The 16,941-nt window shown below is 72.0% G+C and carries 15 protein-coding genes and 1 pseudogene; 5 read left to right on the forward strand and 11 right to left on the reverse strand.

Features of this window, described 5'->3' with window-relative positions; all coding sequences use genetic code 11:
* Positions 1-181, reverse strand: a pseudogene (locus tag AB0H86_RS10430) (YibE/F family protein); the annotation flags it as partial.
* A gap of 35 nt (positions 182-216) precedes the next feature.
* Here AB0H86_RS10430 and AB0H86_RS10435 point away from each other — a divergent pair.
* Together AB0H86_RS10435 and AB0H86_RS10440 are read left to right on the forward strand one after the other, a co-directional pair.
* Positions 217-1,539, forward strand: a complete 1,323-nt coding sequence (locus AB0H86_RS10435; RefSeq protein ID WP_362435551.1) for an FAD-binding oxidoreductase — start codon at positions 217-219, stop codon at positions 1,537-1,539.
* Between the two features lie 94 nt (positions 1,540-1,633).
* Positions 1,634-2,878 carry a wax ester/triacylglycerol synthase domain-containing protein gene (locus AB0H86_RS10440; protein WP_362435554.1) on the forward strand — a complete coding sequence of 415 codons (1,245 nt, stop codon included), beginning with the start codon at positions 1,634-1,636 and terminating at the stop codon, positions 2,876-2,878.
* Positions 2,879-2,970: 92 nt separating this feature from the next.
* Here AB0H86_RS10440 and AB0H86_RS10445 read toward each other — a convergent pair whose 3' ends face one another.
* The 6 genes from AB0H86_RS10445 to AB0H86_RS10470 form a co-directional block, all read right to left on the reverse strand.
* The gene (locus AB0H86_RS10445; RefSeq protein WP_362435557.1) at positions 2,971-3,891 is read right to left on the reverse strand and encodes an SAM-dependent methyltransferase; all 921 of its coding nucleotides are present in this window, start codon (positions 3,889-3,891) and stop codon (positions 2,971-2,973) included.
* 75 nt (positions 3,892-3,966) lie between these two features.
* Positions 3,967-5,520 (reverse strand): AarF/UbiB family protein, encoded by a 1,554-nt coding sequence (locus AB0H86_RS10450; protein ID WP_362435560.1) that lies wholly within the window; start codon positions 5,518-5,520, stop codon positions 3,967-3,969.
* A gap of 113 nt (positions 5,521-5,633) precedes the next feature.
* Positions 5,634-6,332 carry a hypothetical protein gene (locus AB0H86_RS10455; RefSeq protein WP_362435562.1) on the reverse strand — a complete coding sequence of 233 codons (699 nt, stop codon included), beginning with the start codon at positions 6,330-6,332 and terminating at the stop codon, positions 5,634-5,636.
* A 47-nt stretch (positions 6,333-6,379) separates the two neighbouring features.
* Positions 6,380-6,901, reverse strand: a complete 522-nt coding sequence (locus AB0H86_RS10460; RefSeq protein ID WP_362435565.1) for a sigma-70 family RNA polymerase sigma factor — start codon at positions 6,899-6,901, stop codon at positions 6,380-6,382.
* A 190-nt stretch (positions 6,902-7,091) separates the two neighbouring features.
* Positions 7,092-8,876 (reverse strand): tryptophan 7-halogenase, encoded by a 1,785-nt coding sequence (locus tag AB0H86_RS10465; RefSeq protein WP_362435568.1) that lies wholly within the window; start codon positions 8,874-8,876, stop codon positions 7,092-7,094.
* A gap of 47 nt (positions 8,877-8,923) precedes the next feature.
* Positions 8,924-9,532: a hypothetical protein gene (locus AB0H86_RS10470; protein ID WP_362435571.1), complete on the reverse strand. Its 609-nt coding sequence runs from the start codon at positions 9,530-9,532 to the stop codon at positions 8,924-8,926.
* Between the two features lie 346 nt (positions 9,533-9,878).
* On the opposite strand from AB0H86_RS10470, the gene AB0H86_RS10475 reads away from it, so the two are divergent.
* Entirely contained in the window at positions 9,879-10,385 is a 507-nt protein-coding gene (locus tag AB0H86_RS10475) for an SRPBCC family protein (RefSeq protein ID WP_362435574.1), read from the forward strand.
* A 52-nt stretch (positions 10,386-10,437) separates the two neighbouring features.
* Here AB0H86_RS10475 and AB0H86_RS10480 read toward each other — a convergent pair whose 3' ends face one another.
* Positions 10,438-11,271 carry an alpha/beta hydrolase gene (locus tag AB0H86_RS10480; protein WP_362435576.1) on the reverse strand — a complete coding sequence of 278 codons (834 nt, stop codon included), beginning with the start codon at positions 11,269-11,271 and terminating at the stop codon, positions 10,438-10,440.
* A gap of 232 nt (positions 11,272-11,503) precedes the next feature.
* On the opposite strand from AB0H86_RS10480, the gene AB0H86_RS10485 reads away from it, so the two are divergent.
* Together AB0H86_RS10485 and AB0H86_RS10490 are read left to right on the forward strand one after the other, a co-directional pair.
* Positions 11,504-12,388 (forward strand): RNA polymerase sigma-70 factor, encoded by an 885-nt coding sequence (locus AB0H86_RS10485; protein WP_362435578.1) that lies wholly within the window; start codon positions 11,504-11,506, stop codon positions 12,386-12,388.
* Between the two features lie 206 nt (positions 12,389-12,594).
* Positions 12,595-13,356, forward strand: coding sequence for a GntR family transcriptional regulator (locus AB0H86_RS10490; RefSeq protein ID WP_362435580.1), 762 nt, complete (start codon positions 12,595-12,597; stop codon positions 13,354-13,356).
* Positions 13,357-13,644: 288 nt separating this feature from the next.
* Here AB0H86_RS10490 and AB0H86_RS10495 read toward each other — a convergent pair whose 3' ends face one another.
* The 3 genes from AB0H86_RS10495 to AB0H86_RS10505 form a co-directional block, all read right to left on the reverse strand.
* A complete protein-coding gene (locus AB0H86_RS10495) occupies positions 13,645-14,802 on the reverse strand; it encodes an ROK family protein (protein ID WP_362435583.1) in 1,158 nt (385 codons plus the stop codon).
* A gap of 220 nt (positions 14,803-15,022) precedes the next feature.
* Positions 15,023-15,685 carry a response regulator transcription factor gene (locus tag AB0H86_RS10500; RefSeq protein WP_362435586.1) on the reverse strand — a complete coding sequence of 221 codons (663 nt, stop codon included), beginning with the start codon at positions 15,683-15,685 and terminating at the stop codon, positions 15,023-15,025.
* A 14-nt stretch (positions 15,686-15,699) separates the two neighbouring features.
* The gene (locus tag AB0H86_RS10505) at positions 15,700-16,854 is read right to left on the reverse strand and encodes a histidine kinase (RefSeq protein ID WP_362435590.1); all 1,155 of its coding nucleotides are present in this window, start codon (positions 16,852-16,854) and stop codon (positions 15,700-15,702) included.
* Positions 16,855-16,941: the final 87 nt, after the last annotated feature.

Below are 16,941 nucleotides of genomic sequence, written 5' to 3' on the forward strand. Positions count from 1 at the left end.
CGTCCCCGCGCCTGCGCCCGTGCCGGTTGCCGGACTTGACCCCGTCCCCGCGCCTGCGCCCGTGCCGGTTGCCGGACTTGACCCCGTCCCCGCGCCTGCGCCCGTGCCGGTTGCCGGACTTGACCCCGTCCCCGCGCCCGCTCCCGTGCCGGTTGCCGGACTCCACCCCGCCCCCGTCCATGCCCCCGCCCCCGCCCCCACCCCGGACGGACCCGGATGACCCCGCTGCCCGCCGGAGCGCCCGCCTGGGAGCCGGCCGAAGTGCCGGTCCAGCCGCCGCTGCACGGCGTGGTCACCGCGGACGTGGCGGTGGTGGGGGCCGGGCTCGCCGGTCTCGCCTGCGCCTACCATCTCGCGGAGCGCGCCCCCGGGCTCGACATCGCCGTCGTCGACGCGGAGCGCCCCGCCGCCGGGGCCAGCGGCCGGGGCACCGGGCTGCTCGGGCCCCGGGCCGGACCGGCGATCGACCGCGCGGTACGCCGCTTCGGGGCGGTGACCGCCCGCCGCATGCACCTGTCCAGCGTGCGCGCGGTGGACCAGGTCCTCGACCTGTGCGCCCGACTCGACGCGCGCTGCGGACTGCGGACCGGCGCGCAGATCGTGGCGACGCGTTCGCCCGCGCACCTGGTGGCCCTCGCCCGGCAGGCCAAGGCCTACCGGGCGCTCGACCTGGACGTACCGGTCCTGTCCGGGGCCGCGATCCGCACCAGGATCGGCGTGCCGTACACCGCCGGGCTCCTCCACCGCGTCGCGGCCACCCTGGACCCCGCCGCCCTGACCTGCGCCCTCGCCCGCGCCTGCGCGGCCAAGGGCGTGCGCTTCTACGGGGACAGCCCCCTGCGAGCCGTACACCCCGGAGACCTGGTCGGACCCGAACTGGTCTTCCCGCACGGCAGGCTCTACGCCGGGCAGGCGGTCCTGGCCGTCAACTCCGGTGCGCGGGACGTGAGTCTGCCCGTCGGCACGGTCCTGCCGCTGGAGGTGTACGCCGTGGCGACCGCACCCGTCGGTGCCACGGCGTACGCGGCCCTGGGCGGGCGCGCCGGGGACGCGTTCGTGGACGCGGCACCGATGGCGCCGTACTTCAGGCTGCTCCCGGACGGGGGACTGGTGGCCGGTGGCGGTACGGTCACCGCCCCGGCCGGACTGGACGCGTCCCGGCTGCAGGCGGTCCGCGAGCGGGCCTGGAGCTGGCTCGGGCGCTGGTTGCGTCGACTGCACCCTGACCTGTCCGACGTACGGATCGTCCACCGCTGGTCGGGCCGTGTCGGCATGACCTTCGACGACCTGCCGGTGGTGGGCCCGGTCCACGGCTTCCCCGACGTCTGGTACATCGGCGGCTGCTGCGGCCACGGCCTCGCGATGTCCGTGGCCCACGGCGCCCACGTGGCCGGCGCCCTGCTCGGCGAGCCGGAACCCGGCGACCCACTGCCCTGGCATCGGTCACAGGCCCCACGGCTGCCCGTCGACGGATTGGGACGCCTTCTCCTGCGGGGATACGTGAACACGCTGGGCCGGGCGACACGGCGCACGTGCTGAGCGGCCCGGCGCCCGCCCCCGTCGCGGGCCGGAGCGGCTTCCGCGAGCTCACCCGCCCCGCCACACCCCGACGTCAGACAGGAAGGTCCCGCTGATGCGCCTCCACCCCGTCGCCGACGGCAGCCTGCCGGCGACCCTGCCCATGGGAGCCCCGGACGCCGCCTACCACCTGGTGATGCGCGGCAGGCCGCTGCCGGTCGGACTGCTCTTCCGGTACGACGGCCCGGCCCCGTCCCTGGACGCCGTACGCGCGCGCGTGGCCGAACGGGCCCACCGGATCCCGGCGTTGCGCTACCGCGTCGCACGCGATGGCAAGGTCTTCCGGCGCGTCGACCGGATCGAGGTGGAGCAGCACGTGCGCGAGACCCGGCTGCCCGAGCACGACCCCGACGGTTCGGGAGCCGGCCGGCTGATGCTGACGCGGCCCATGAGTACGGCCGAGCGGCCGCCCTGGGAGGTGTGGCTGGTGCACGGGGCGGAGGGCGGTCACACCCTGTGCTACCGCAGCGACCACACCCTCCAGGACGGCGTGGGAGCCGCCCACACCGCCCGGGCACTCCTCGACGACCGTCCGGAGGGCGGCCCGGCATCGCATCACCGTTCCCGGCCCACCGCCCGGGGCCTGGCCGGTGCCCTCGGTGACGTGGCGGCCTCCTTCGGCGCGCGGGCCGCCAAGCCGGCTTTCGACGTGCCGGGCAGCGGACGGACGAACGTGTGCCACGCGGACGCCCCGCTGGCGACACTGCGCGGTATCGGCCGCGCCCACGGGGGCACGGTGAACGACGTCTATCTCGCCGCCCTCTCCCACGCCGTCCGCACCTGGCACCTGAAGGCCACCGGGTCCCCGCATCCCCCCGTGCCCGTGGCGGTACCGATGTCGGTACGGGCACCGGGCGAGGAGTGCGCGCCCGGCAACCGTATGGTCGTCGCCAGGCTGCTGCTGCCCTGTGACGAACCGTCACCGCTGCGGGCCCTCGCCCGTGTCGCGGCCCGCACCGCCCGGATACGCGCGAGCCGTCAGCGCGACGCGCTCAGCCTGCTGCTGGCCGCCACCCCGCGGGCGGTCGGCGCCCGGGTGGGAACGCGGATGGTGAACGGGGCGGCCGTCGCCGCGCCGACGAGCAGCGTGAACTTCGGCCCGGCGCTCGTCCACCAGGGGGCCGTGGCCCGCCGTGCCGTCCTGCTGACCGGACTGGCGGCCGGCATCCGGTGCATGACGACGCTGACGAGTCAGCACGACGTGGTCTGCCTCACGGTCGTCCACGACGAGGCCCTGGCGACCGCCGGCCAACTGCCCGACCTGTGGTCGGCGGCACTGCTGGCACTGGAGCGGGCGTAGCCGTACACACGAGAAGGGAGCCCTGGAGCGACTCGCCCCGGGCTCCCTTCTCGCGTGCACGGTGCAGGTGCCCGCGGTTCTCGTGCGTACGGTCAGCTCCGCAGCGTTCCGGTGGTCAGGAACACGCACTTCGCGGCGGCCTCCGTGAGCAGGGGCAGGTAGGGGGAGAGGCGCTGGACGACGTACGGCAGGGTGAGCAGGTCGGCCGGCCGGGCCTCCCAGCCCCGTTCGGCCCACCACTCCTGCGGCTCGGCGAGCTGCCATTGCCAGGCGATGCCGGTGGCCGACAGGGCGTCGAGGAAGGGGGCGACGAACGAGGAGGAGACCGACTCGGAGTTCACGCACTCGGCGCCGAAGGTGCTGCCGGGTGCGGAGAGTTCCGTCATGGTGGCGACGACTGTCTCCACCACGTGGGGCGGGAGATGGTAGAGCAGGGTCTCGCCGAGCCAGGCGGTGGGCCGTCGGGGGTCGAACCCCGCGGCGAGGAGTCCGTCAGCCCAGGAACCGGATGTCGGGTCGGCGCCGACGAGGCTACGGCGTCCGCAGGTGGGCGGGCTCCAGTTCAGCACGTGCTCCTTGAACGCGAGGACCGAGCGGTCCTCGACCTCGAAGACATGCACGCCGGTGGGCCAGTTCAGTCGGAGGGCACGGGTGTCGAGTCCGGCTCCCAGCAGCACGACCTGGCGGCAGCCCGAGCGGGCCGCGTCGACCAGGTGCTCGTCGAAGAAGCGGGTGCGCACCACCGCCCAGTCGGGCAGCAGCCGTTGCAGGGGGCCGTCTCCCGGGGGACCTTCGGTGAAGCCGGCCGTGCGCAGGAAGTCGGCGGCCCAGGGATCGAGGACGTACGGCGTGTCCCGATGGGACTCCGCGGCATGCGCGGCCGCCGTCCAGAGCGCCACCCGCGAGAGTCTGTCGGTCAGGGTGCCGTCCCGCGGAGCGCGGTCCGTCGGTGTGGAGTGCGGCAGGCTGCTGTCCGGCGCGGACGATGACTGCGGGCGTGTGATGTCGGGCATGGTGAACCTCCCTGTGTGCGTGGTGAGTCGACCGATGGTTGTGGTGGCACCGAGGGTTGTGGTGGCTCGCTGAGGTCAGCGGGGGTGGCGACGGCCGAGCAGGAACGCCAGCGCTCCGAGGGCCAGCAGCGGGCCGGACGGCCGGGTGGAGCGCTGACCGCCCATCGCCGCCGAGGTACGCGGTTCATGGATGTTGAGGGCGAACTGGCGGTTGGCCACGTCACCGAGAACTCCGCGCAGCTGCTCGGGGCCGGTGACGGCGGAGAGCAGCAACTCCATGGAGTTCCGGGCGAACTGGTGGCGGCCGAGGAACTCGCGGCCCAGGGCGAAGAGGATCTTCGGCACCTCTCCCTGGAACACTTCGGGGAGGGTGATCTCGGGCGCCAGGCAGCGCACCGACCCGTCGAGGTTCGCGAACGACTTGCCCAGCAGGGACACCGCGGGCGGTGAACCGATGCCCCGCTTGGTCGCCTTCGCCAGCACGGTGGTCAGCGAGACGCCGAAGTTCATGTCGTCCAGGGAGAGATGGGAGACCTTGGGCACGAAGGCCGCCATGTCCGCCGCGAACGCGGGCATGTTGGACCACGCCGTCATCCGGCCCATCTCCGCCCAGTGATGCGCGAGACCCGCCCCGTCGTTCTGCGCCAACGTCATGAACAGCGGCAGCAGTTGGAGACTGGTCCGGCGGTCCAGCCGGCCGACCATGCCCCAGTCGATCAGCGTCGCCGGGCCGCCGGGCACCGCGAAGACGTTGCCCGCGTGCGGGTCGGCGTGGAAGACCCGGTGCACGAAGTAGCCGTGGTACATGAAGCGCAGCAGGTCCTTGCCGATCTCGATGCGCTCGTCGTCGGTGAAGTGGGCGCGGTCGACGTGCCGTACCGAAGTCCCGGGGGCCAGCGACTGGACCAGGACCCGGGGCCCGGCGTGCAGGACCCGGGGCACCTCCAGTGTGCGGAAGGGGCGGATGTTCTCCCGGGCCTCGTCCATGGCGCGGGCCTCGCCGGTGAAGTCCAGCTCCGGCTCCATCGCGTCGAAGACGGAGCCGAGCATCGCCTCGATGTCGATGACCTCGTTGAACTTGGGCGCCACCCGGGCCACGATCCGGGAGGCCCGGCGCATCAGGGCCATGTCCGCGAGCACGCCCTCGCGGATGCCGGGCCGCTGGATCTTGACGACGGCCGGCCGCCCGCCGGGCAGGGTCACCCGGTAGACCTGGGCGAGGGAGGCCGCACCGAGCGGGGCGACGGTGTCGATGTCGTCGAAGCGCAGTTTCCAGTCCGGCCCGAGGTCGCCCGCCAGCACGGGCTCGAAGACCGAGAAGGGTTGCACGTCGACCTGGTCGTGCAGGTTCTGCAGCTCGTCCCGGATGGACTCGGGCACCATGTCGGGCCGCGTGGACAGGATCTGACCGAGCTTCACATAAAAGGGGCCGAGCCTCTCCAGCGCGTGGCGCACCGCCTTGGCGCGCCGCTGCTCGGCTCCGGCGGAGACCTCCGCCGCCTCCGCCGGAGCCCATGTGCCCCGTTTCGCGTGTCTGCGCAGCCGGGTGGCCTGCCCGACCTCGTCGGCGACGAGGCTCCCCAGGACCTTGACCACGAGACGCAACCGATCGCCGACGACTGACGCCATCGTGTGTGACCTCCTCAGGCCCGGGGACCACTCCGGGGACGGCAGTCGGTGCGCTCGGCACGGCCGGCCGAGCGGGACGCGGACACGGTCGAGCGGGATACCGGCGCGAGTGCTCAGCCCTTGGCGGTCTTTCCGCCGCCGGCCTGTCCTTGCAGCGCCTGGATGAGTTTCGGGAGCAGGTCCAGCAGCTGGGCGAGCTGCGCCGGCAGGGAGAGCAGATCGCCCACGCCCTCGGCGGCATGGCCGACCCCGCCTGCCAGTTGCCCCACACCTCCGGCCAGCTGCCCGACCCCGCCCAGGGCGTTCGCCGCACCGCCGAGCGCGGCGAGCGGGCTGGCGGCCCCGCCGAGGGCCGCCAGCGGGTTGGCCGCTCCGGTGAGCGCGGCCAGGGGGTTGGCCGCTGACCCGGTGGCCCCCGTGAGCGCGGCGAGCGGATTGCCTCCGGCCCCCGCGACGGCCGCCAGCGGATTGGCGGCCTGGGCGAGGGCCGCGAGCGGTACGCCCGCCTGGGCGGCGCCGACGAGCGCGGCGAGCGGGTTGCCCCCGCCGGTGAGGCCGGCCAGCGGATTGCCCCCGCCACTCGCGAGTGCGGCCAGCGGATTGGCCGCGCCCGCCAGCGCCGCGGCCGGGTTGACGACACCGGCGAGGGCGCCCAGGGCGTTCGCGGGCAGTCCGGCCAGCGTCTCGACCGCGTTGCCGGACGACGACTTCTCCGGCCGGTTGAGAATGTCGTCGAAGGCCTCCTTGCCGCTGTCGGCCATATTGCCCATCAGATCCTTGAGGATATCCTGCATGTTCTTGTTGTTGGACATGGGTGTTCCTTTCGGTGTGTGATGCGTGGCGCCCTTTGTCGGCGTTATCAGATACGGTCTTCCATGGCCTTCGCGCATACCGTTTTCAGGCGTGCTCGGCCCCGGGTGAAAGCGGCTTCGGCCGCCTTGACGGAGATGTTGTGCATGCGGGCGAATTCCGCGGTGGAAATTCCCGCGGCGCGGGCGAGTATTACTTCCTGTTCACGGCCGCGCAGATACCGGACCTGGTCCATGAGCCATCTGCCGAAGTCCTCGTCACAGACGTCCTCCTCGGTGGTCCCGGGATCGTCCAGGAGGGCCGCACGCTGTAACAGGCGGCTGCGGCGCTCCAGTTCACGGTAGTAGTCGATGCAGAGCCGAAGTGCGACGGAGGTCAGAAAGGGACCCAGCCGGCTCCGGTCCAACGCGGCATGCGCGGCCGCTCGGGCCATCGTCTCCTGGACGCAGTCCTCGGCGTCCTGATAGCTCGGGAGTCTTCTGCGAACCAGTCGCATGAGGCGGTCCTGGTGCTGGGAGATAGCTTCCCAGGAGCAGGAGGCGGGCGATGGGCAGGTGGAATTGTGCGCCATTTTAGATTGCAGCCCGTTGTCTCTCGATCAAGCAGGGGGAACCGGGCCGGATTTTAATTCTCGGCCATGTGGTTTTTCTACCCGAGGTAATCTTGTGGCAAACCGGGACGTTACTTTTCCGGATAGCGCAGGAATGATTTTTCTGTCCGTGGAGCGACTGCTGCGCCTGCTGCTGGACCTACTGCTGATTTTACCGCTGGATCCCGGGCTCCGGCTTCTCCGTGCGCGGAGCCGGCCGCCGCGTCCAGTCCCGGTTCCAGTTGACCCACATGTCCCGTGCCGTCTGGTGCACCAGCAAGGCACCGCGCCGCAGTTCGGTGCCGTAGACCTGGACCGCCTCGCTCCCCACGAGCCGCGCCCCGCCGGTGAAGTAGGCCCCCCGGACGTGCCGCGGCGAGCGGTACCTGCCCCACAGGAGGATCTTCATCAGCGGCCAGAGGGTGAACACGCCCGCGGGGCAGCGGTCCTCGGGGTCGAGCGTGCCCCACACCGCCGGGCACAGTTCACTCTCACGCAGCAGGTCGTAGATGCGTGCGATCGCCTGATCCTTCGTCAGATCATTGGAGCCATAAGCCAGTACGGTGTCGCGCGCCTGGTTGAAGAGGAGCTCGACCCGGGGATTGTCGACCCCTTGGAGTCCGCGATAGGGCGGAGTCTCCAACACGTCGAAACAGGCCGGGTCGTGTGTTTTCTCGAATGCCACGGCGGCCTGGTTCTGGGAGTTGGTGCCGTAGAGCGTGGTGATGGTCCACACGCGGTTCCAGGCGTTCCACAGGTCGAAGTCGTCGAAGGACAGATAACTGCAGGACACCAGGTCGTCGTAGAAACGGAACATCCGCTTGATCCAGTGCTCCAGATAGGAGAACCGGGCCGTGTCGAAGTCGTCCTTGCGCACGGCTTCGATGAGCCGGTGGCTCAGCGCGTTCAGCGCCATCACGGTGACCGCGAGTCCACTGGAGAACAGCGGGTCGATGAAGTCGCTGGCGTGCGGCAGCAGGCACCACCGGTCGCCGACCACCGTCCGTGAGGCGAACTGGGTACGGTCGGTCGACACATACGGCCGTACCGACCTCGCGTGCTCGAACTGCCGGGCCACGCTGGGGAACCGCCGTACGTGACTCCAGAACTCGTCCTCCGCGGACACCCCTTCGGGGCGCGGATGGCGGTCCAGGTCGAGATTGACGCCGACGCTGCACAGTTCGCTGGTGCTCGACGTGTGGTTGTCGAACGGGATGACCCAGAACCAGCCTCCCTGGAACAGGTGGTGGAGGGTGCCCTGGCTGAACGGGCTGGGCATCCCGTGCTGTTCGCGAGGCGGCACCACGGTGTCGAAGGGCCGCACGTCGACCATGTGCGTGAAGATCGTGCGCGACCGGGTGCGATAGGGCGGATCCTGCCGGAGTCCCAGCCGTTCCGGGAGCAGCGCCCGCATACCACCGGCGTCGACCACGTACGACGCGTGGAATGTGCCCCTCTCCCGGGTGACCAGGGTGACCCCGTCCTCGTCGAACTTCACGTCGTCGACGACGGTGTGGGTGTGGGCGGTCGCGCCGTACGAGACCGCCACATGGAACATGTAGGCGTCCACGTCCTGCCGGAAGTAGTGCGAGTCGGGGCCCAGCGGTGGCCCCCAGGTCGGGTACTGGGTGCACTCCGCGGCGCGGGTGGGCTCGCCTTCGCGGTGGTAGACGAAGCTGAAGTTGCGCTTGACCCCACAGTTCGAGGACACGTGACGGCGCAGCGAACCGTTGGTCGCGAGATGCTCGATCTCCGGGACGTCGTAGCGGCGGGCCAGTACCCGCAGTCCGAAGGTGGTCTCGGGGACGGTGGACTCTCCGATGGCGAACCGGGGATGACCGCTTCCTTCCAGAAGCAGCACCCGCACGCCGTGGCGCGCGAGGATCGCCGCCAGCATGGTCCCGCCGATGCCGCCTCCGACAATGGCGACATCGTAAACACGCTGGTCCTCTTGCATGTCTGCGGTCCTTTCACGACGGGAGGAGCGAGTGGCCGGGCCGGGGTTCAGCGGACGGCCGAGGACGCCGGCAGTACCCGACGCACTCCGTGGCCGGCCAATCGAGCGGAGAACGAGACGGCGAACCAGGGTGTGCCGGCCAGAGCGGCCAACCGCCGCCGCTCGCCCGGCACTTGGCTGCTGCCGCGACCGGTGACGTCCAGCCAGGCGCCGAAGTGCAGCAGTCGCTCCTCGGGGCCGGCGTCGCGGGCGGGGAACGGCCGCATGTGCTCGCGGACCGCACGGGTCAGGACCCCGCGCCGCGTCTCGTCCACCCCCTGCCCGGCCAGGAAACGGTCGAGCAACTCGGCGGAACGGGACGGGAATCCGCCGCGCGGCGCCGGTGTGCTCCCGCTCAGCCCGGTGTCGTGGAACACCGCTGCGGCCAGCAGACCGGCCCGGTCGTAGTCGACGCCCCGGGATCGGGCGCGGGCGTCGGCCAGCAGGAACGCCCGCAACGAGTGCACCGCGACGGAGGACGGCACCAGACGGGGCAGCTCCGACAGGGCCGCGTCGGCAAGCGGGTCGCCGCGCAGCTCCGCCAACGGCGGTTGGATGAGCAGCGGTTGCCACTGCTCTGATGGCGACTCGGGTGGAACACCGCGTGCTGCGGCCATATGTGCTGCCCCCTCGCATATGCGCTTTACTGACCCGCCTGGCTTGTGTCGCCTGTCTCATCTCTCTTTACGCCCGGGGCTCCGCTTCCCCCTCCGCGTGTTCGCGGGTCGCTCTGACCTTGGCCGATCTTCGCCCCCCGCACCGTCGAACGGGGATGCGGGAGAGCAAGGGGCGCCTGTGGAGCAGCAGTTGAGGGAGGTGCCCGTCCGCCGCGTCGCATCGACGTTTATCGGTCAGCCCGAGCGCGAAGCCCGGCGCACGGCACGAACCAGTGCTCCGGGCGTACTCTGCGGTGCCCCTTTCGAGGGAGTTCCCCGAAGGGCAGGGCCGGGCAGTCAGCACACCGTGATCGCTGTGCTGAACGTCCACGAACGCACGCTCCCCGCCGCGCCCGGGGCCGTCGGTGCGTTGATCGACTCCCTGGGCGGAGAGCAGGACCGCCTCTGGCCGTCGAACTGGCCTCCCGTCCGCTTCGAACGACCGCTGGCCGTCGGCGTGTCCGGCGGCCATGGTCCGGTGCGGTACGTGATCAGCCAGTACGTACCGGGCCAGTGGGTGCGTTTCCGGTTCACCGGCCCGAGAGGGTTCCACGGCTTTCACGAGTTCAGCGTCGAGCCCCTCGGTCCTCGGCATGCCGTCCTGCGCCACACCCTGGTGCTGCGTCCGCGTGGGGTGCGCTGGCTGGGCTGGCTCCTGTTCTTCCGCCCGCTGCACAACGCGGCGTTCCGTCACAGCCTCGACTGCGCCGAGCGCGCCCTGACCGGCCGGGTCGCCCACCCGGTCCGGTGGAGCCGCCACGAACGCCTGCTGCGGGCGGCAGCGGTCCGCCTGGCGCCGCGGTGGGCCGCGTGACCGTGCCCTCGCCCCCCTCGCGTCGCTACCGCACGCCCCCGAAACAAGGCCCTCAGCGGCTGCCGTCGAGGATGACGCGCGCGACCAGCGCGGGATCGTCGTTCATCGGGCAGTGGCCGCAGCCGGGCAGCCGCACCAGCCGCGCCCGGGGGATGATCCGCTTGGCCCGCACACCCTGGCGCGGCACCAGCAGCCAGTCCCGCGTACCCCAGGCCAGGGTGACCGGTACGTCCGGGATGTCGTCGGTGAACTGGACGGTGGCGCCGGACCGGAGTGTGTCGGCGAACCCTGTGGCCCGTGCGAGCGCCAGTGTCTCCGCGACCACGGCCTCGGGTGAACGGCGGCTCGGGCGGGCGTAGATGGTGCTGGTCAGGGCGGCCCGGCCGGCGGCCGTGCGGGACAGCCGCTCGACCAGGGGGAGCGGTATTCGCTCGGCTATCCGCCGCATGGTGATGAGCACGCCGAAGGCGTAGCGCCGCTCGGCCCCCGTCCAGAACCCCGCCGGGGACAGGGCCGTGACCGACCGTGCCAGCTTCTCCCGGCCGAGCTCCAGGGCGAGCAGGCCGCCGAGGGAGTTGCCCGCCACGTGCGGCCGGTCGAGCTTCAGCGCCTCGCAGAGGGCACCGAACACCGCCGTCGTCGTACGCAGGTCGTACGCCAGGCCGTCCGGCAGGCCGGGGGAGACACCGAACCCTGGCAGGTCCACGGTGATGACGTCGCGCTCGGCCGCGAGGATGTCCACCACCGGGTCCCAGGCCTGTCGGTGGTGCCCGATCCCGTGCAGCAGGAGCAGGGGGTCGCCGCTGCCCGCGCGCGTGTACGAGACGGTGACGGGCCGGGGGCCCTGAGGGGTGGGCACTTCGAAGGAAACGGTGCTGGCGGACATGCGGATGCTCCTCGGCGGGGAGTCACTGACGACCATGGGGTAGACAGCTTGTCAGCAATTATTACCGGCCGGTAGCCCCAGGTTTCTCCGAATTTCCCTGACGCCTCTCATGCCACTGAGGCCCCCGACATCCCCGATGCCGGCTGGTTCCGGCTGGTGCCGTTGATGTTCCTGAGGGGACGCGCCCCGCGATCGCCTGGACACGACCGCGTGACTCGGCTGGGATGGAGAGGTGAGCGCCGATACCGTGACCGACGTCTTCGAAGCACACCGTTCCGTCCTCCTGGGGGTCGCCTACCGCATGCTCGGGCGGGTGGCCGACGCCGAGGACGTCGTGCAGGAGGCCTGGCTGCGCTGGTCGGCCGCCGACCGGAGCGAGGTGCGGGAACCGCGCGCATACCTGGTGCGCGTCACCACCCGCCTGGCCATCGACCGGCTGCGCCAGGTCAAGGCGCGGGGTGAGACCTACGTCGGACCATGGCTGCCCGAGCCGTACGTCACCGACTTCGCGGAGACCGTGCCCGACACCGCGGAACAGGCGGTGCTCGCCGACACCGTCTCCCTCGCCCTTCTCGTCGTCCTGGAGTCGCTGTCACCACTGGAACGCGCGGTGTTCGTCCTCAGGGAGGCGTTCGGCTACCCGTACGCGGAGATCGCGGCCATGCTCGACCGGGGCGAGCCCGCCGTACGTCAACTCGCCGGCCGGGCCCGCCGGCACGTCGAGGAGCGACGGCCCCGTTACGAGGTCGACCCGACCGAGCGGCGCGATCTGACCGAACGGTTCCTGGCCGCCACCGCGGAGGGCGACCTGGAGGGGCTGATGTCCCTGCTCGCCCCGGATGTCCGACTGGTCGGCGACAGCGGCGGCAAGTCCAAGGCGCCGCTGCGGGTCCTGGAGACGGCCGACAAGGTGGGCCGCTTCCTCGTCGGTGCCGCCCGGAAGGCGGCCCCCGGCCTGTCCTTCCGCTTCCTGGAGCTCAACGGCGGCCCCGCGGTCCTCGCCCTGTCCGGCGACACGCCCGACTCGGTCTTCCAGGTGGACGTCCTGGACGGACGCGTCCAGTCCGTCTACGTCATCCGCAACCCCGACAAGCTGCGCCCTCTGGCCTCCGTCTGAGGACCGCACTGACGTCGTGTCACGAAGGCGCCGTCGTACGAACGTTCCGTGAACGCTTCGCTGTGATCCGTCCGGATTCGACCCCGGGAACGAGGATTGGTCTTGACCAAGGGTGGGGGCCGCCTTATGGTCGCAGAGAAGTGCAACAACCTTTAATAAACAAGGGCGCTAAAACGCCGCGGATCACGGCGATTGCGGAGGACAGGGTGGGGACCACGCAGCTCGAAACGGTGCCGGAACCAAAGTACTGGCATCTCAAGACCGTGCTCAGTGAGGCACTGGACTCGGAATTCACCGTGGGCGAGATCCTGCCCAACGAGCGCGACCTCGCAGCCCGCTACGGCGTAGCCCGTGCCACGCTCCGCCAGGCGCTGGAGCAACTCGAACTCGAAGGCAGGCTGCAGCGTCGCCGCGGTGTCGGTACGACCGTCGCCCCGCCCCGCGTGGGTGTGGCCGTCGGCACGGAGCAGCACGACTGGCGGGGCGCGGCCGGGGATGTCTGGCAGCCGGTCGACTCCACCCTGGAGGTGCCGCCCGCGGCCGTCGCCGCGGAGCTGGAGACCGGCGACGACCAGTCCGTGCACACGGTGCGCCGCTCCCGTACGACCCACGGCCAGCCCGTCGCCGCCGAACTGCTCTACATCGCGGAGTCGGCGGTGCCCGAACTGTCCGCGATCGACGCGCCGTCGGGGGCGGCACGCGCGCGTGGCGTGCTGCGTGAGCTGCAGCGGCTGGAGCTGGAGGGCCAGGAGAGCGCCGTCGAGCTCGGGTCCGCCCGCGCGGACGACGCCAAGGAACTGAACCGGCTTCCTGGGGCGCCCGTCCTCGTCGTCACCACCCGCTACTTCGCCGGCGGCCGCACCGCCGCCGTCTCCGTCGCCACCTACCGCGCGGACACCTGCCGCCTGACCTTCGGGGACTCCGGCGGAGTGGAGATCGACCAGGGCCCGGAACGCAAGGCGTCCTGACCGCACACCGTCACAACGTCGGCGCCCCGGGGAACTCCCCGGGGCGCGCGTATGTGCGGGCGCCGGGGGCCCCAAGACATCTCACCGGCTCAGAAGCCTCAAGTCCTCTCGCCACCGGCCCCGGCACACCTGATCGGCATCGGCATCGGCATCGGCACCGGCGTGCCCCGTCCCCACTGGTGCCCACCGGCCGCGAGAGCCCAGGGTGCCTCCCCGGAATCTCCCGTGGCCTCCGCGTGCGCCTCATGAGCCCGATCGGCCCGCGCACACCCGCCGGCCCGACGGCCGTCAGCGGCGGGCCGTCACCGTGCCCTCCACCGCGAACAGTTGCTCCTCCACATGGTCGAGGGCCAGCCGCAACGCACCGGTCGCCACGGCGGCCTCGCCCAGGAGCGACAGGGCGACCTTCGGGGGCCGCAGACAGTACCGTTCCAACTCCCGCCGCAGTGGCTCCAGTACGCCGTCCAGACCGGCCGCCCAGCCGCCGACCACGACCAGTTCCGGGTCGAGGGCCAGCACCAGCGCCGCCACGTCGTGCACCAGCCGCTGGATGAAGCGGTCCACCGCCGCGCGGGCCCGCTGGTCGCCCTCCCGGGCCTGAGCGAAGACATCGGCGACCGCCTGCTCGTCGAGCGGGTGCAGGGGCTCGTCCGTGGTGGACAGCAGCGTCTCCGGGGTCGCCTCCCGGCCCAGCAGGTGCAGCGCGCCGATCTCCCCGGCGGCCCCGCCGTAGCCCCGGTGCAGCCGCCCGCCGATCAGCGCACCCGCGCCCGGGCTCAGCCCGGCCAGGACGAACACGATGTCGTCGGACTCGGTCGCGGCGCCCTTCCAGTGCTCGGCGACCGCGGCGGCGTTGGCGTCGTTCTCCACCAGGACCGGGCACTTGAAGGAGCGACTGAGCCGTTCGCCCAGGTGCAGCCCCGTCCACTCGGGCAGCGCGGTGCCCAGCCGTACCGTGCCGTCCGCCTCTACGATCCCCGGCGTGCCGACCCCGACGGCCCGCAGGGAGCCGCGCGCGACCCCGGCCCGGCGCAGCAGATCGGCCACCGCGGTCCGCAGCCGCTCCAGGCGCTCGTCCGCGGACGCCGTCTCGTCGACGTCCTTGGCCTGCGAGCCGATCACCCGGCCGTCCAGGTCGGACAGCAGCACGGCGACGCGGTGCGCCCCGATCTCCAGTCCCAGCAGATGACCGGCCTCGGCCCGGAACCGGAAGCGCCGCGCCGGTCGCCCCTGCCGTCGGACCACGCTCTCGTCGGCCGCCTTCTCGACGACGTACCCGGCCTCGATGAGCCCCTCGACGACACCCTCGACCGTCGGCCGGGACAGTCCCGTCACCCGGGTGATCTCGGTCAGGGTCGCGCAGTCCGTGGCGCGCAGCGCGTGCAGCACCACCGCGGAGTTGATCCTCCGCAGCAGCGAGGGATCCCCGCCGGTCAGCCGCCCCAACGTCCGTCCTCCCAGCTCGTGCGCGTGTTGGCCGGATCGTACTCGGCGTGGCGGACCCCGGCGAGTGCCGGGAGGCAGGAGACGACACTGCGACCCCACCACACGCAGCCGGACGGCCGGGCAGCGGGCCCGGCCGCGCAGAGCCGGACGGTCCGGCAGCGGCCCCGACCGACGAAGCCGGTCAGCGTCGGCAGTGGGCCCGCCCCCGCACGGATCCCTGTCATCCGGGCGCGACGAACCCCGACTCGTACGCCGTGATCACGGCCTGCGTACGGTCCCGTGCCCCCAGCTTCGCCAGGACGGCGCTCACATGCGACTTCACCGTCTCGGTCCCGACGACCAGCCGGGCGGCGATCTCCGCGTTCGACAGCCCCCGGGTCATCAGCCGCAGCACCTCCGCCTCCCGCTCGGTCAGCCGGGCCCGCTCCAGCACGTCCCGCGCCGCACGGTTCCCGCCGTTCTCCCCGTACTCGGCGGCCAGTCGCCGCACCGACGCCGGGAACAGTAGCGACTCGCCCGCGGCGACCAGCCGTACCGCGTGCACGATCTCGGCCGGCCGGGCCCGCTTCAACAGGAACCCGTCGGCGCCGGCCCGCAGTGCCTCATACACGTACTCGTCGTTCTCGAACGTCGTCACGACGACGATCTTCGGCGGGTCGTCGACCGTCCGCAGCACCGCGCGCGTGGCCTCGATCCCGTCCAGCAGCGGCATCCGTACGTCCATGGCGACCACGTCCGGCCGCAGCCGCCGCACCAGCGGGATCACCGCCGCCCCGTCGGCCGCCTCCCCGACGACCTCGATGTCGGGCTGAGCCTCCAGAACGGCGCGCAGACCGGCGCGGACCAGGGGCTCGTCGTCGACGAGAAGAACGGTGACCGGCATGCGGCCAGCGTAGATCAGCGCAACGGCAGTTCCACATGTACCTGCCAGTCACCCTCGTTCGGGCCGGTCAGCGCGCGTCCCCCGAGCAGGGCCGCGCGCTCGCGTATGCCACGCAGCCCGCTGCCCCGCCCGGGCCCCGGTATTCCGGCGCTGAGCGGGTTGCGTACCGACAGGTCGAGCGTGCCGTCGCCGACCGCGACACGGACCCGGACGGGCACGGCCCCCGCGTGCCGCAGCACGTTCGTGAGCGACTCCTGGAGGATGCGGTAGCCCTCGCGGGAGACCGGCCCGGGCACGGTGTCCAACGGCCCGGTCAACTCGGCGTCGACCTTCGCACCGGAGACCCGGGCGGACTCCAACAGCCGGTCGGCATCGGTCAACGTGGGCCGGCTGCTCACCGGTCGCTGAGACTCCCGCAGGATGCCGAGCACCCGCTCCAGATCCTCCAGCGCGGTCCGGCCGGTCTCCTCGATGGCCTCCAACGCCCGGTCGGTGAACGCCGGATCACCGGCCGCCCGCGCCGCGCCCGCCTGCACGACCGCCACCGTCAGGGCGTGCCCGATGGAGTCGTGCAGCTCACGGGCGATGCGGGTGCGCTCCAGGAGTTGTTCCGTGCGTTCTTCGAGGGCGGCGAGCCGTTCCGCGGCGGACGGTCCGAGGAGCCGGCGCGCGAGCACGGTGATCAATTCGCCCATCCCGACCACGAGTCCGTAGAACGCGACCAGCGGGAGCGGCGCCAGCAACGCGAACGCCCAGTGCGGCGCCGCCTCCCTCAGGACCGGGACGTCGTGGGGCACGCTCCCGGACGCGAGCTTCGCCAGCGAGTACGACACCAGCGGGAACCAGACGGTGGACCACGCCGTCAAGCCCCCCAGAAGCATGCGCACTTCCAGCCACAGCACGGTCCGCAGCCGGTCGCCCCAGGTCGCCGACGGCTCCACGGAGATCTCCGTGCCCTGTTCGCCCGGAGTCAGCAACAACCGCGCCTGCACTCCCTCGCCCTGGCGCACCGCCGCGATCAGGCCGACCGGGATCAGCGCGAGCGCGGGCACCCACGGCATGGACATCTCGACCCACAACCACACGCTGACGACCAGCATCGGCACCCACAGGTGCAGAAAGCGTGTGTACGTCGTCCCGCGAAAGAGCGGGTGCAGGAAGCGGGTCATTCCGTCATCGTGGCAGCCGGCACTGACAATCGGCCTCCCCCGCACGGGGGATCGGATCTCCACCCGCGGGGGAGGCGCCGCCCCCGC

It is taken from the genome of Streptomyces sp. NPDC050997, from assembly GCF_040660135.1.
GTDB lineage: Bacteria > Actinomycetota > Actinomycetes > Streptomycetales > Streptomycetaceae > Streptomyces.

Bases quoted from the DNA above. Each gene is read 5' to 3' on its own strand.
- AB0H86_RS10440 (WP_362435554.1), top strand. From the start codon at position 1,634: ATGCGCCTCCACCCCGTCGCCGACGGCAGCCTGCCGGCGACCCTGCCC.
- AB0H86_RS10500 (WP_362435586.1), bottom strand. From the start codon at position 15,685: ATGCCGGTCACCGTTCTTCTCGTCGACGACGAGCCCCTGGTCCGCGCC.
- AB0H86_RS10435 (WP_362435551.1), top strand. From the start codon at position 217: ATGACCCCGCTGCCCGCCGGAGCGCCCGCCTGGGAGCCGGCCGAAGTG.
- AB0H86_RS10470 (WP_362435571.1), bottom strand. From the start codon at position 9,532: ATGGCCGCAGCACGCGGTGTTCCACCCGAGTCGCCATCAGAGCAGTGG.
- AB0H86_RS10450 (WP_362435560.1), bottom strand. From the start codon at position 5,520: ATGGCGTCAGTCGTCGGCGATCGGTTGCGTCTCGTGGTCAAGGTCCTG.
- AB0H86_RS10465 (WP_362435568.1), bottom strand. From the start codon at position 8,876: ATGCAAGAGGACCAGCGTGTTTACGATGTCGCCATTGTCGGAGGCGGC.
- AB0H86_RS10505 (WP_362435590.1), bottom strand. From the start codon at position 16,854: ATGACCCGCTTCCTGCACCCGCTCTTTCGCGGGACGACGTACACACGC.
- AB0H86_RS10445 (WP_362435557.1), bottom strand. From the start codon at position 3,891: ATGCCCGACATCACACGCCCGCAGTCATCGTCCGCGCCGGACAGCAGC.
- AB0H86_RS10480 (WP_362435576.1), bottom strand. From the start codon at position 11,271: ATGTCCGCCAGCACCGTTTCCTTCGAAGTGCCCACCCCTCAGGGCCCC.
- AB0H86_RS10460 (WP_362435565.1), bottom strand. From the start codon at position 6,901: ATGGCGCACAATTCCACCTGCCCATCGCCCGCCTCCTGCTCCTGGGAA.
- AB0H86_RS10455 (WP_362435562.1), bottom strand. From the start codon at position 6,332: ATGTCCAACAACAAGAACATGCAGGATATCCTCAAGGATCTGATGGGC.